Source organism: Pseudonocardia oceani, assembly GCF_019263585.2.
GTDB lineage: Bacteria > Actinomycetota > Actinomycetes > Mycobacteriales > Pseudonocardiaceae > Pseudonocardia > Pseudonocardia oceani.
The window spans coordinates 287687-301190 of sequence record NZ_JADQDF010000001.1 but is presented as its reverse complement, the minus strand read 5'-3'; the positions used below and the strand labels follow the sequence as shown (position 1 = coordinate 301190).

At 71.6% G+C, this 13504-nt stretch carries 11 protein-coding genes; 4 read left to right on the top strand and 7 right to left on the bottom strand.

All coding sequences use genetic code 11. The features are described 5' to 3' along the window. Positions 1–144: 144 nt before the first annotated feature. Positions 145–810: a transglutaminase domain-containing protein gene (locus I4I82_RS01430; protein WP_218588743.1), complete on the top strand. Its 666-nt coding sequence runs from the start codon at positions 145–147 to the stop codon at positions 808–810. Between the two features lie 94 nt (positions 811–904). Here I4I82_RS01430 and I4I82_RS01425 read toward each other — a convergent pair whose 3' ends face one another. From I4I82_RS01425 to I4I82_RS01410, 4 genes are all read right to left on the bottom strand, one after another. Continuing rightward, on the bottom strand, positions 905–2461 hold the full coding sequence (locus I4I82_RS01425; RefSeq protein WP_218588744.1) for an acyl-CoA synthetase: 1557 nt from the start codon (positions 2459–2461) through the stop codon (positions 905–907). Positions 2462–2587: 126 nt separating this feature from the next. Then, the gene (locus I4I82_RS01420; RefSeq protein ID WP_218588745.1) at positions 2588–3742 is read right to left on the bottom strand and encodes an acyl-CoA dehydrogenase family protein; all 1155 of its coding nucleotides are present in this window, start codon (positions 3740–3742) and stop codon (positions 2588–2590) included. A 58-nt stretch (positions 3743–3800) separates the two neighbouring features. After that, positions 3801–5816: an acetyl/propionyl/methylcrotonyl-CoA carboxylase subunit alpha gene (locus I4I82_RS01415; protein WP_225920467.1), complete on the bottom strand. Its 2016-nt coding sequence runs from the start codon at positions 5814–5816 to the stop codon at positions 3801–3803. Beyond that, a complete protein-coding gene (locus tag I4I82_RS01410) occupies positions 5816–7429 on the bottom strand; it encodes an acyl-CoA carboxylase subunit beta (protein WP_218588746.1) in 1614 nt (537 codons plus the stop codon). Before I4I82_RS01410 ends, I4I82_RS01415 begins: the two co-directional genes overlap by 1 nt. A 115-nt stretch (positions 7430–7544) precedes the next feature. Here I4I82_RS01410 and I4I82_RS01405 point away from each other — a divergent pair, with 115 nt between their 5' ends. Together I4I82_RS01405 and I4I82_RS01400 are read left to right on the top strand one after the other, a co-directional pair. Beyond that, complete coding sequence (locus tag I4I82_RS01405; protein WP_218588747.1) at positions 7545–8723, top strand: acyl-CoA dehydrogenase family protein; 1179 nt, start codon at positions 7545–7547, stop codon at positions 8721–8723. A 48-nt stretch (positions 8724–8771) separates the two neighbouring features. Continuing rightward, positions 8772–9575, top strand: a complete 804-nt coding sequence (locus tag I4I82_RS01400) for an enoyl-CoA hydratase/isomerase family protein (RefSeq protein WP_218588748.1) — start codon at positions 8772–8774, stop codon at positions 9573–9575. An 85-nt stretch (positions 9576–9660) separates the two neighbouring features. On the opposite strand, the gene I4I82_RS01395 is transcribed toward I4I82_RS01400, so the two are convergent. The 3 genes from I4I82_RS01395 to I4I82_RS01385 are packed head-to-tail and all read right to left on the bottom strand — an operon-like array spanning position 9661 to position 12892. Continuing rightward, the gene (locus tag I4I82_RS01395; protein WP_267461566.1) at positions 9661–11262 is read right to left on the bottom strand and encodes a long-chain-fatty-acid--CoA ligase; all 1602 of its coding nucleotides are present in this window, start codon (positions 11260–11262) and stop codon (positions 9661–9663) included. A gap of 41 nt (positions 11263–11303) precedes the next feature. After that, positions 11304–11729, bottom strand: a complete 426-nt coding sequence (locus tag I4I82_RS01390) for a Zn-ribbon domain-containing OB-fold protein (RefSeq protein WP_218588749.1) — start codon at positions 11727–11729, stop codon at positions 11304–11306. After that, complete coding sequence (locus tag I4I82_RS01385) at positions 11726–12892, bottom strand: thiolase family protein (protein ID WP_218588750.1); 1167 nt, start codon at positions 12890–12892, stop codon at positions 11726–11728. Before I4I82_RS01385 ends, I4I82_RS01390 begins: the two co-directional genes overlap by 4 nt. A 79-nt stretch (positions 12893–12971) precedes the next feature. Here I4I82_RS01385 and I4I82_RS01380 point away from each other — a divergent pair, with 79 nt between their 5' ends. After that, positions 12972–13502: a PaaI family thioesterase gene (locus I4I82_RS01380; protein WP_218588751.1), complete on the top strand. Its 531-nt coding sequence runs from the start codon at positions 12972–12974 to the stop codon at positions 13500–13502. Positions 13503–13504: the final 2 nt, after the last annotated feature.

Sequence of the window (13504 nt, the reverse complement as noted above, 5' to 3'; positions counted from 1 at the left end):
GCGCGGTCGGATCCCGCAGCGACGACCGCGGGCCCATCGACCCGGTGGCCCACGCGGGCGCGATGGGGACCGCACCCGGTCGACCGGCGTGATCCGTGTCCCGGCGCGGCACGCGTCGCGCTCCCGGTCACTACTCTTCAGTAGGTGAACACTGATGAGTACCTCGCCCCCGGACGGTTCGTCGACTCCGACTCGGCCGCGGTGCGCGCCTTCGCCGCCGAGGTGGTCGGCGGCGAGACCGACCCCGTGGCGCGGGCGGTCCTGCTGTTCGAGGTGGTCCGCGACCGGATCTGGTACGACCCGTTCGCCACGAGCACCGACCCGGAGAGCTACCGGGCCAGCTCGGTCCTGGAGTCAGGGCGTTCCTGGTGCGTGCCGAAGGCGGTCCTGCTCGCCGCGGCGGCGCGGGCGGCCGGTATCCCCGCGCGCCTCGGGTTCGCCGACGTCCGCAACCACCTGCAGTCCGAGCGCCTCAAGAAGAAGATGAACGGGATCGACCTGTTCGTGTTCCACGGCTACACCGACCTGTTCCTGGAGGGTCGGTGGTCGAAGGCCACACCGGCCTTCAACGCGGAGCTGTGCGCACGGTTCGGGGTGCAGCCGATGGCGTTCGACGGCCGGTCGGACGCCCTGCTGCACGAGTACACCGCCGACGGCGGTGCGTACATGGAGTACGTGCACGACCGCGGCGTCTACACCGACCTGCCGCTCGAGGAGATGCTCACGACGCTGCAGCAGGTGTACGGCGACGCCCTGCTCGACACCGACGCGCCCCAGGGCGCCGACGAGTTCACCGCGGCGACCGGCTGAGCGTCGTCCGGATCGGGGGGCGGGCGCGGACCGAGGTCCCGCCGCCCCGTGGCCCGGCACCCGCCCGCGCCGGCGCCCGCCTGCGCCGTCGCCGTCAGCGCTGGACGACCCCTCCCTCGACCCCGGTGAACCGCTTGCGCAGTTCGGTCTTGAGCAGCTTGCCGGTGGCGTTGCGGGGCAGCTCCGCCACCAGGTGCACCTCGCGCGGGCACTTGAAGTGCGCCAGCCGGTCACGGCACCAGGCGATCAGGTCCTCGGCCGCGGGCTCCGCACCGGCCGCGGGGTCGGCCACCACGACGGCGACGACCCGCTCGCCCCACTTCTCGTCCGGACCGCCGACGACGGCGGCGTCGAGCACGCCCGGGTGCTGGAACAGCACCTGCTCCACCTCGATCGGGTAGACGTTCTCGCCGCCCGAAATGATCATGTCCTTCTTGCGGTCCACCAGCGTGATGAAGCCCTCGGGGTCGATCCGGCCCAGGTCGCCGGTGTGGAACCAGCCGCCCCGGAAGGCCTCGGCGGTGGCCGCCGGCTTCATCCAGTACCCGGTGAACACGTTGCGCCCGCGCACGAGCAGCTCCCCGACGGTGTCGGGGGGCAGGTCCCGGTCGTCGGGGTCGACGATCCGTGCGTCGACGTGCACGGCCACGCGCCCGATCGACCCTGCCTTGGCGGTGACGTGCTCGGTCTCCAGGATCGACACCAGCGGCGCGGTCTCGGTCATCCCGAAACCCTCGCTGAAGGGCACGCCGCGCTGCTGCATGAAGTCGATGACCGTCAGCGGCACCGGCGACCCGCCGCCCATGGCCAGCTTCAGCGCCGACAGGTCGTAGCTGTCGAAGTCCGGCACCCGGGTGAGCGCCGACCACATCGCCGGGACCATGAACTGCACGGTCGCCCGGCTCTCCGCCATCGCCTTGAGCGTCCCCACCGGGTCGAACGAGGGCAGGATGACGCTGGTGCCGCCGACGTAGAGCAGCGGGAGGGTGTGCACCCCGAGCCCGCCGATGTGGAACATCGGGGCGACCGCCACGGTCACGTCGCTGCCGCGCAGGCCGTGGGCGGTGCCCAGGACGTTGACCGCGTTCCACAGCAGGTTGTCGTGGGTGAGCATGGCGCCCTTGGGGCGGCCGGTGGTGCCCGAGGTGTACATGATGAACGCGACGTCGCCGCCGTCGACGTCGCCGTGGAAGGGCTCGGGAGCCCCGCCGGCGAGGAACGCGTCGTAGCCGATCTCGTCCTCGCGGGCCGCGCCCCACACGCGGATCCGGTGCTGCACCCGCACCCCCGGCTCGGCGAGCGCGGTCAGGGCCCCCTCCGCGAGCGGCTCGTGGAAGGCGAAGACGTCCGCCCCGGAGTCGGCCAGGATGTACCCGATCTCCGGCCCGGCCAGCCGCACGTTGATCGGCACGGTGATCGCGCCGATCTTCGCGCAGCCCAGCAGCAGCTCCATGAACTCCACGGAGTTGACCAGCAGGACCGCCACCCGGTCCCCCTTGCGGACGCCCAGGTCACGCAGGGCCGACGCGACCTGGTCGGTGCGCCGGTCGACGTCGGCGTAGCTGTAGTGGTCGTCCCCGGACACGAACGCGGTGCGCTCGCCGTGGAGGAAGGCCCGCCGGGTGACCCAGTGACCGATACCGCGATCCATACCTGCTCCTCGCCGTCGCTCGACGGCTGCTCGTCGATGAGTGGGTTGTGTGCGGCGCGAGCCCCGACGGCCGCGGACGGTCGTCGGCAGGCTCCGCCGAGGCGCAGCCTGCCGACGACCGGTGTGTCAGTACGAACGCGGCAGCTTGAGGCTGTGCTGGGCCACGTAGTTCAGGATCATCTCGCGGCTGATCGGCGCGGTGCGCATCAGCCGGGCCGGGCCCCACAGGGTGGCCAGCCCGTACTCGGTGGCCATGCCGTTGCCGCCGTGGGTCTGGATGGCCTGGTCCAGCGCCAGGATGCCGGCCTCGGCCGCGGCGTACTTGGCCATGTTCGACGCCTCGCCCGAGCCCGGGTCACCGGCGTCGTGCAGCGACGCCGCCCGCTGGGTCATCAGCCGGGCCAGCTCGACCTGGATCTTGGCGTGGGCCAGCGGGTGCGACACGCCCTGGTGCGAGCCGATCGGCACGTCCCAGACCTTGCGCTCCCTGGCGTAGTTGGCGGCCTTGTCCAGGGCGTAGCGGCCGATGCCGTTGCCCAGGGCGGCGCCCATGATGCGCTCCGGGTTCAGGCCCATGAACACCTGACGCAGGCCGTCGTTCTCCTCACCGATCAGGTTCTCCGCAGGCACCCGCACGTCGTCGAAGAACAGGGTGAACTGCTTCTCCGGGGTGACGGCCTGGACCGGGATGTCGGTCTTCGTCAGCCCGGGCGCGTCGGTGGGCACCACGATCAGGCTGAGCCGGCCGCGGCCGCGGTCGTCGGTGGAGGTGCGGGTGACGACCAGGATGGCCTCGGCCTCGTCGACGCCGGAGATGTAGTACTTGGTGCCGTTGAGCACCCACTCGCCGCCGACCTTCTTGGCGTGGGTGGAGATGTTGTGGGAGTTGGAGCCGGCGTCCGGCTCCGTGATCGCGAACGACATGATGATCTCGCCGCTCGCGATGCCCGGCAGCCAGCGCGCCTTGAGCTCGTCGCTGCCGTAGGCCTGGATGATCGTCCCGCAGATGGTGGGGGAGACGACCGTCATCAGCAGCGGGCACCCGGCCGCGGCCAGCTCCTCACCGACGATCTGCATGTCGTAGATCCCACCACCGCCGCCGCCGTACTCCTCGGTGATGTTGACGCCCAGGAAGCCTTGCTTGCCCACGGCGTTCCACAGCTCGGTGCTCTTCTCACCGGCCAGGGACTTGGCCACGTAGTAGTCGTGGCCGAAGTCCTTCGCGATCTCGGTGACGGCCTTGCGCAGGTCGCGCCGTTCCTCGGTCTCGTGCAGTTCCATGTCCGCTCCCTAACCCTCACGGTGACGCGCCGCCGGACGGCGGATCGTGTGGTCCGTACTACGTCTCGTCGTCGACGGGCTCGACCACGGCCAGCGGGTCGCCGGTCGCGACCTGCCGGCCGACCTCGACCGGCAGCTCCGCCACCACGCCGTCGATCGGGCTGGTCACCGAGTGCTCCATCTTCATCGCCTCCAGCACGACCAGGGGCTGGCCCGCGGTGACGACGTCCCCGGCCGCCACGTGCACCCGGATCACCGAACCGGGCATCGGCGCGGTCAGCGAACCGGCCGGCTTGAGCGTGCTGGGGTCGACGAAGCGGGGGATCCGGGTGAACGTGCTGGATCCCGCACTGCTGTCGACGTGGGCGGTCCCGCCGTCGAGGAGGACCTCGTAGGAGCGCCGCACCCCGGCCGCCTCCAGCACCACGCGGTCGGGGCCGTGGCTGAGCACCACGACGTCCTCGATCGGCTTGCCGTCGACCTCCACCTCGACGCCGTCGCGGTGCAGCGCGTACGCCACGTGCAGCTCGGCACCGGCGGCCGTGGTCCAGCCGACGCGCTGCAGCTGGGACGGGTTGTTGCGCCACCCCGCCGGCAGGGTCGGCTGGACCCGGGCGGCCGCCCGGTGGGCGGCCACACCGGCGAGCGTGGCGGCGACCGCGTGCAGCCGCTCGCTGTCGGCGTCGACGAGCGGCCCGCCGAGCTCGGTGGCGTCGTGGCGGTCCAGGAAGCCGGTGTCGGTACCGCGGCCCGCGAACTCCGGGTGCCGCAGGACCCGGACCAGCAGGTCGCGGTTGGTGGTCAGGCCGTGGATCCGGGCACCGGCCAGCGCCGCGGAGAGCATGCCGACTGCCTCGGCGCGGGTGGGGGCCCAGACGATGACCTTGGCGAGCATCGGGTCGTAGTGGTGGCTGACCACCGACCCGTCACGCACCCCGGAGTCGACCCGGACGCCGGCGAGCTCGGGGAACCGCAGCGTGCGCAGGGTGCCGGTGCGGGGGAGGTAGCCCTCCGTCGGGTCCTCGGCGTAGAGCCGGGCCTCCACCGCATGGCCGGTCATCGTCGGCTCGAGGACCTCGGGGGGCAACGGCTCGCCCATCGCCACCAGGAGCTGCAGGCGGACCAGGTCCAGCCCGGTGACCAGCTCGGTGACCGGGTGTTCGACCTGCAGGCGCGTGTTCATCTCCAGGAAGGCGAACGTGCCGTCGTCGGCACCGCCGTTCGCGTCCAGGACGAACTCGACGGTGCCCGCCCCCACGTAGCCCACGGCCTGCGCCGCGGCGACCGCCGCCGCGCCCATCCTGGCCCGCAGGTCCTCGCCGACGACCGGCGAGGGAGCCTCCTCGATCACCTTCTGGTGGCGTCGCTGCACCGAGCACTCGCGCTCGAACAACGCGACGGTGCCGCCGTGCATGTCGGCCATCACCTGGATCTCGACGTGCCGGGGGCGCTGCACGTAGCGCTCCAGGAACACGGTGCCGTCGGCGAACGCCGAGGTGGCTTCCCGTGCAGCCGAGGCGACGGACTCCTCGAGCGTGTCGGCCGACTCCACGATCCGCATCCCGCGCCCGCCGCCGCCGGCACTCGCCTTGACCAGCAGCGGGTAGCCGACCTCGGCGCCGAGCTTGCGCAGCGCGTCGGCGTCGAGCCCGGTCGCGTCACCGCCGGGGAGGACCGGGACACCGGCCTCGGCCATCATCGCCTTCGCGGTGAGCTTGGAGCCCATCGCGTCGATGGCGTCCGGCGGCGGCCCGACGAACACCAGCCCCGCGGCGGCGCAGGCGCGGGCGAAGCCGGCGTTCTCGGACAGGAAGCCGTAGCCGGGGTGCACGGCGTCCGCGCCGGTGCGCAGCGCGGCCGCGATCACGCGGTCGACCTGGAGGTAGGTCTCGGCGGGGGAGGAGCCGGGCAGGCGCACCGCCTCGTCGGCGTCCTCGACGTGCCAGGCGTCGACATCGGCGTCGGAGTACACCGCGACGGTGGCGATGCCGAGGTCGCGGCAGGTCCGGAAGACCCGCCGGGCGATCTCGCCACGGTTGGCGACCAGCAACTTCTTGATCACGGGCATCGCCATCACATCCGGAACACGCCGTAGCCACGCTGGCCACGGACCTCGTCGTTGTGCACCACGGACAGGCAGAGCCCGAGCACGGTCCGCGTGTCGCGCGGGTCGATGATCCCGTCGTCGTAGAGCCGCCCGCTGTTGGCCAGCGCCACCGACTCGCGTTCGATCTGGTCCTCGACGGCGGCGCGCATCCGGGCGTCGGCGTCCTCGTCGAAGGGCAGGCCGCGGTCGGCCGCCGACTCCTTGGCCACGATCGAGAGCACCCCGGCCAGCTGGGCGGGACCCATCACGGCCGACTTGGAGTTCGGCCAGGCGAACAGGAAGCGCGGGGAGTAGGACCGCCCGCACATGCCGTAGTTGCCCGCGCCGTAGGAGGAGCCCATGACGATCGTCAGGTGCGGAACGGTGCTGTTGGACACCGCGTTGATCATCTTGGCGCCGTCCTTGATGATCCCGCCCTGCTCGTACTCGGCGCCGACCATGTATCCGGTGGTGTTCTGCAGGAAGATCAGCGGCGTGTCGACCTGGTTGGCCAGCTGGATGAACTGGGAGGCCTTCTGCGCCTCCTCGCTGAACAGGATGCCCCGGGCGTTGGCCAGGATGCCGACCGGGTAGCCGTGGATCGAGGCCCAACCGGTGACCAGCGAGGTGCCGTAGAGCGGCTTGAACTCGTCGAACGCCGAGCCGTCGACCACCCGGGCGATGACGTCGCGCGGGTCGAAGGGGACCTTCGGGTCGACCGAGGCGATGCCGAGCAGCTGGTCGGGGTCGAGCACCGGCGGGTCGGCGGGCATCGTGGGGCCGGGGCCGAGCTTGCGCCAGTTCAGCCGGGCCATGATCCGGCGGCCGATGCGGATGGCGTCCTGCTCGTCCTCGGCGAGATAGTCGGCCAGGCCCGAGGTGCGGGCGTGCATGTCGCCGCCGCCGAGCGACTCGTCGTCGGACACCTCGCCGGTGGCCATCTTCACCAGCGGCGGGCCGCCGAGGAAGACCTTGGAGCGGTTGCGGATCATCACCACGTAGTCGCACATGCCCGGGATGTAGGCGCCGCCCGCGGTGGAGTTGCCGAACACCAGCGCGAGGGTGGGCAGGCCCAGGGCGCTGTGCTGGGTCAGGTCGTGGAACAGCTGGCCGCCGGGGACGAAGATCTCGGCCTGGGTCGGCAGGTCGGCCCCGCCGGACTCGACGACGTTGATGATCGGGAGCCGGTTCTCGCGGGCGATCGCCATGCCGCGGAAGACCTTGCGGAAGGTGAACGGGTTCGACGCCCCGCCCCGGACCGTCGGGTCGTGGCCGATGATCATCGACTCGACGCCCTCGACGACACCGATCCCCACGACCACGCTGCCACCGACCGGGAACTTGGTGCCCCACGCGGCGAACGGGCAGAGCTCCAGGAACGCGGTGTCCGGGTCGAGCAGCAGCTCGATCCGCTCGCGGACTAGCAGCTTCCCCCGCTTGCGGTGGCGCGCGACGTACTTCTCCCCGCCCCCGCCGTTGGCCAGCGCGAGCTGCTCGGAGATCGCGGTCAGCTGGGCCGTGAGTCCTTCGCGGTTGCCGATGTAGTCCGGGGCCTGCGTGTCGACCCGGTCGGGCAGCACGTCAACCAACTTCTCCTCCATGGCGGCATCGACGTCGATCTCCTGACCGGTTACGTTAGCGGCTACTAACGTCCCGCGACAACGGGGTGCGCACTTTCGGTGGTGCGGACCCCCGCCGGCACACCGGAGGAGCTTCATGACCCAGCTGGACCAGCGCGACGTCTCGGCCGCGCCGCCGGACCCGTGGACGACGCCGGAGCGGCTCGCCCTGCGTGACCTGGCCCTGTCGTTCACCCGCCGGGAGATCGCCCCGCACCTGTCCCGGTGGGAGGAGGAGGGCGAGCTGCCGCGGTCGCTGCACCGGGCCGCGGCCGAGGTCGGGCTGCTCGGCATCGGGTTCCCGGAGGAGGTCGGGGGCAGCGGCGGCGACCTGCGGGACCTGGTGCTGCTGACCGAGGCCGTGCTGGAGGCGGGAGGGTCGTCGGGGGTGCTGGCCAGCCTGCTCACCCACAACATCGCGCTCCCGCACATGGTCGCCGCGGGCGACCCCGACCAGATCCGCCGCTACGTCGCACCCACCCTCGCCGGAGAGATGATCGGCAGCCTCGGCATCACCGAGCCCGACACCGGGTCCGACGTGGCCGGGATCCGGACCACCGCGCGCCGGGAGGGCGACCACTACGTCGTCAACGGGGCGAAGCTGTACATCACCTCCGCGGTGCGGGCCGACTTCGTCACCACCGCCGTGCGTACGGGCGGGCCCGGGGCCTCGGGCATCTCCCTGCTCGTGGTCGAGCGCGGCACGCCGGGTTTCACCGTCTCGCGCACCCTGAAGAAGATGGGCTGGCTGTGCTCGGACACCGCCGAGCTCGGCTACTCCGAGGTGCGGGTGCCCGCGGCGAACCTGGTCGGCCCGGAGAACAGCGGTTTCCTGCAGATCATGCAGCAGTTCCAGGTGGAGCGGGCGTTCCTCGCCGTGCAGTGCTACGCCACCGCACAGCGCTGCCTCGACCTCACCCTGGACTGGGTCAGGCAGCGGGAGACCTTCGGCAGGCCGCTCTCCACCCGGCAGGTGGTGCGGCACAAGATCGTCGACATGGCGACGGCCGTCGACGTGGCCCGGACCTACACCCGGGTCGCGGTCGACCGCATCATCGCCGGTGACACCGACGTGCGGATGGTCTCGATGGCCAAGAACCAGGCCGTCGAGGCCTGCGCGTCGGCGGTCGACACCGCGGTGCAGCTGCACGGCGGCATGGGCTACCTGCGCGAGACCGAGGTGGAGATGCACTACCGCGACTCCCGGATCCTCGGCATCGGCGGCGGCACCACGGAGATCATGAAGGAGATCATCGCCAAGCACATCGGCCTCTAGCCTGCCCCTGCATCCATTCCTGCGCACATCGACGAGCGAGGAGCTCCCGTGGACTACGACCAGTACGAGTACCTGACCTTCGAACGGCCCTCCGACGGCGTCCTGCTGATCACCATCAACCGTCCGGACCGGCTCAACGCCACCAACAAGCGGCTGCACTGGGAGCTCGGCAACGTCTGGCTCGACGTCGACGCCGACGACGCGACGCGGATCGCGGTGATCACCGGTGCGGGCAAGGCGTTCTCCGCCGGCGGCGACCTCGACATGGTGGTCGACCAGGTCAAGGACTTCAAGCAGATCGCGGCCATCGCCAAGGAGGCCGCCGACCTGGTCTACAACATCGCCAACTGCCAGAAGGTGGTGATCTCGGCGATCAACGGGGTGGCGGTCGGCGCCGGCCTGGCCGCGGCGCTGATGGCCGACATCTCGGTGATCGCCGAGGACGCCCGGCTCACCGACGGGCACCTTCGCCTGGGCGTCGGTGCGGGCGACCACGCGGCCATCATCTGGCCGATCCTGTGCGGCATGGCGAAGGCCAAGTACTACCTGCTCACCGCCGAGTTCATCGACGGGAAGGAGGCCGAGCGGATCGGGCTGGTCTCGCTGTGCCGGCCGCAGGCGGAGGTGCTGCCCACCGCGCTGTCCGTCGCGGAGAAGCTGGCTGCCGGCCCGCAGCACGCGCTGCGCTGGACCAAGCGCTCGCTCAACCTCTGGATCCGCGACGCGAGCCCGATCTTCGAGGCCTCGCTCGCCTACGAGATGCTCAACTTCTTCGACGACGACGTCCTCGAGGGCGCCACGGCCATCAAGGAGAAGCGGGCGCCGAAGTTCCCCTCGGTGACCGGCGGCTGACCCCGGTCCGGCCGGCCCGCGGAGCGCGGGCCGGCCGGGACCCCGACCGGGCGGTGCACCGCCCCCCCTCCGGCGGTGCGGGCCGTCAGGTCCCGAAGTGCCCCTTGTGCTGCTCGCGCAGCACGTTCTTCTGGATCTTGCCGGTCGCGGTCCGGGGCATCTCGTCGGCGAACAGCACCGCCTTGGGCACCTTGAACCCCGACAGCCTGCTCCGCGCCGCGGCGAGCACCTCCTCCTCGGTGAGCTCCACACCGGGCTTGAGCGTGACGATCGCGGCGATGGCCTCGGACCAGCGCTCGTGCGGCAGCCCGACGACGACGACCTCCTGGATCCGGGGCTCGGCCTCGTAGAGCGCCTTCTCCACCTCGATGGACGCCACGTTCTCGCCGCCCGTCTTGATCACGTCCTTCTTGCGGTCGGCGAACCACAACAGCCCGTCGGCGTCGAAGCGGCCGACGTCGCCGGAGTGGAACCAGCCGTGAGCGAACGCCTCGGCGGTGGCGTCGGGGTTGCGCAGGTAACCCTCCATCGCGTGCGGGCCGCGGTAGACGATCTCGCCGGTCTCGCCGTCGGGCAGCAGGTTGCCGGCGTCGTCCATGATCCCGACCTGGACGTTGGGCACCGGCAGCCCCACCGAGCCGGCGTGGCTGAGCTGGTACTCGGGCGGGAACACCGTGGTGATCGGGTTCATCTCGGTCTGCCCGAAGCCGAGCGCGAAGTCGCAGCCGAACACCTCCATCGCACGGCGCAGGTCCGTGTCGGGCATCGGTGCCATCGCGTAGAGGGCCAGCCGCAGCGTGGACAGGTCGCGCTTGTCGATGTCGGGGTGGTCCATCATCATCCGGTACATCATCGGCAGCCCGAAGATCTGGGTGATCCGCTCGGACTCGATCGTCGCCAGGAGAGCGGCCGGGTCGAACGCGCGCATCAGCACGAGCGTGCCGCCCATGTAGAGCAGCCCCGTGGTGAAGCCGTTGAGCTGCGCGGTGTGGAACAGCGGCATCATCGCCACCGACCGCTCCTTGTCGTCGATGCCCAGCACCAGCGGGGCGTTCAGCGACTCGATGTACACCGCGACGTGGCTGCTGACCACGCCCTTGGGGGCGGAGGTGGTGCCACTGGTGTAGAGGTAGCTGATCGCATCGCGGTCGCCGACCAGGCACTCCGGCTCGCTCGTCCCGGCGTCCCCGAGGAACGTCGCCAGGTCCCGCCAGGTGCCCGTCGACCCGGCGGCCCACTCGGCCCCGGTTCCGGGGGCGACGACCACGTCGACGACGGCGCTGCCCTCGGCGAGCTGCAGCGCGCCGTCGACGAGCCCGGCGAGCTGGCTCTCCACCACCACGCCGCGGGCCCGGGAGTGCTCCAGGACGTAGGAGACCTCGGGCGGTCCCCACGCGAGGTTCACCGGCACGCAGACGACACCGGTCTTGGCGCAGGCGTAGTAGGTCGTGAGGAACTCCGTGCTGTTGCCGCTGGCCAGGGCGAGCACGTCGCCGCGCCGGTACCCGGCGGCCAGCAGTGCGTGGGCCAGCCGGTTGACCTCGGCGTTGAGCTCGGCGTAGGTGAACCGGCGGGCGCCGTCGACGACCGCCTCGCGGTCGGGGTTGCGCCACGCACTGCGGGTCAGCATGTCGCCGACGTTGACCCGGGTGACGAGGTTGGCGTGCAGGTCGTGGTCGATGGTCACGGTTCCTCCGGTGGGGTGGGGGTGGGCCCGGTGTCGGTGGCTCAGGACGCGGGCACGAAGCGGACCAGCCCGATGTCGCCCACTCGCTCGAACGCGGCGCGGACCGCCATGCCGGGCACGACCGAGGCGGGATCGCAGTGCTCGACGGTGGACAGCATCTGCGGGCCCTCGGCCAGCCGCACGATCACCACCGGGTAGGGCGCGGACCGCGGCAGGTCGTTCCACGGGGGCCGGCTGACGACCGCGGAGACCACGACGGTGGCCTCGCCGGAGACGTCGGTCCAGCGCAGCTGTGCGCAGTGGCAGCGCGGGCAGAACGGGCGGGGGTAGTGGAACAACAGGTCGCACGCGGTGCACTGGCGCACCGCGAGCCGGCCCTGCGCCGCGGCCTCGAAGTGGCCGCGGTTGACCTCGTCGACGCGCGGCAGGACCTCGGGGTCGGCCAGGCCGTCCAGGTAGGTGGTCACGAGCCCTCCAGTACGACGGTGACGTGGCTGCACAACATGGATCCGTAGGCGTGCACGACGGCCCGGTCGGCACGCTCGACCTGGATACCGGCGGCCCGGCCGGTCATCTGCTGGTAGGCCTCCAGGATCCCGCAGATCCCCGAGGCCGTTCCGGAGTGCCCGAACCGCAGCAGGCCGCCGTTGGTGTTCACCGGCAGCCGTCCGCCCGGCCGCGTGGCGCCCTCGCGGTAGAGCTCGACCGCCTTGCCGCGCTCGGCCAGTCCCAGCTCCTCGATCAGCATGAGCGGGTTGGAGCTGAACGCGTCGTAGAGCTGCGCGAGGTGCACGTCCGCGGGCCCGAAGCCGGCCTCGGCGAACGCCTTCGCCCCGGAGCGGACCGCCCCGGTGCGCGACAGGTCGGGCATCGAGGTGAGGAAGCCGTGGGTGTGGCCCTCGCCGACGCCCACCACGTGCACCGGACGGTGCCGCAGGCCCGCCGCCCGCTCCGGGGAGACCAGCACGAACGCGCCGCCGCCCTCGCACGGGATCGAGCAGTCGAGATAGCCGAAGGGCCCCGCGATGTGCCGGGCCTCCAGCACCTGGTCCACGGTGAACGGTCCCGCCCCCGCCCCGATCGCCGTCGGGTGCGCGACGGCCCACTCCTGCTGGGCCGCCACCGCCTCGGCGAACACCTCCCGGCCCTGCCCGACCTCGTCGAGCCAGGACTGTGCGATCAGTCCGTACAGGGTGGGGATCGACGGTGCGTAGGGCAGCTCGTAGTCCGGGTGGCAGGTCATCGTCATCAGGTTGCGGCCGACGTCGCGGATCGGCGGGAACACGCCTGCGGACACGCAGAGCACCGCCGAGCACTGCCCGCTCTGGATGGCGCGGGTGGCGACGCCGAGCATCGCCAGGTGGCTGCCGCCACCGAGCTGTACGCCGAGCTGCAGGCCGAGGTTGTGCAGGCCGAGCGAGTCCTGGATCTCCTCGGACAGGAAGGTGTGCTCGACGGACTCACCCATCATCGAGCCCACGCACAGCAGGCCGTCGACGTCGTCGGGTGACATGCCGGCGTCGTGCAGGGCCGCGACGGCGGACTCGAGGTGCAGGTCGAGGAACGGGCGGTCGAGCCGACCCGGGGCGACTTCGGCGAAGCCGGCCAGGGTGGCGAGCGGGTCAGACATGGTCCCAGACGTTAGCAGTGACTAACATCGCTGACCACCGGCTGCGGTGTGCGGGTCAGGTTCGGATACCGTTCCGCCGATGAACCCAGCCAGGCCGGGCGCCGTCCCGGCCCCCGTGGAGCCCCCCGACGACGCCGCGCCGCTGTTCAGCATCGAGTTCGGCAAGATGCTGTGCATGGGCTGCCGGCCCGCCGGCCGGTGCCGCTTCGGCCTGGTGCTGCGCCGCGGCGAGAACGGGGCGGTCGAGGGCACGGCCCGGTTCTCCGCCGAGCACGAGGGCGCGGGTGGCGTCGTGCACGGCGGCTCGGTGATGGGCGCGCTGGACGAGGCGTGCGGCGCGGTGCCGATCGCGGCGGCCGTCCTGTCGGTGACCGCCGAGATGAACGTGGCGTTCCGGCGTCCCGTGCCGCTGGATCGCGAGCTGGACGTACGGGCCTGGCCCGAGTCCCGTGACGAGCGCGGGCACTGGATCATCCACGCCGAGCTGTGCCTGCCCGGTGACGACCGGCCGCTCTGCCACGCCCGGGCTCGGTTCGTCGAGCGCGACCCGGAGAAGCACTACGGCCGGTTCAAGGAGTGGCTCGACGGTCGGGAGAACGCCGCGGGCTGAGC

Excerpts from the sequence above, each read along its gene's own strand:
- I4I82_RS01425 (WP_218588744.1), bottom strand. The coding sequence starts at position 2,461 with ATGGATCGCGGTATCGGTCACTGGGTCACCCGGCGGGCCTTCCTCCAC.
- I4I82_RS01420 (WP_218588745.1), bottom strand. The coding sequence starts at position 3,742 with ATGGAACTGCACGAGACCGAGGAACGGCGCGACCTGCGCAAGGCCGTC.
- I4I82_RS01415 (WP_225920467.1), bottom strand. The coding sequence starts at position 5,816 with ATGGCGATGCCCGTGATCAAGAAGTTGCTGGTCGCCAACCGTGGCGAG.
- I4I82_RS01410 (WP_218588746.1), bottom strand. The coding sequence starts at position 7,429 with ATGGAGGAGAAGTTGGTTGACGTGCTGCCCGACCGGGTCGACACGCAG.
- I4I82_RS01405 (WP_218588747.1), top strand. The coding sequence starts at position 7,545 with ATGACCCAGCTGGACCAGCGCGACGTCTCGGCCGCGCCGCCGGACCCG.
- I4I82_RS01385 (WP_218588750.1), bottom strand. The coding sequence starts at position 12,892 with ATGTCTGACCCGCTCGCCACCCTGGCCGGCTTCGCCGAAGTCGCCCCG.
- I4I82_RS01380 (WP_218588751.1), top strand. The coding sequence starts at position 12,972 with ATGAACCCAGCCAGGCCGGGCGCCGTCCCGGCCCCCGTGGAGCCCCCC.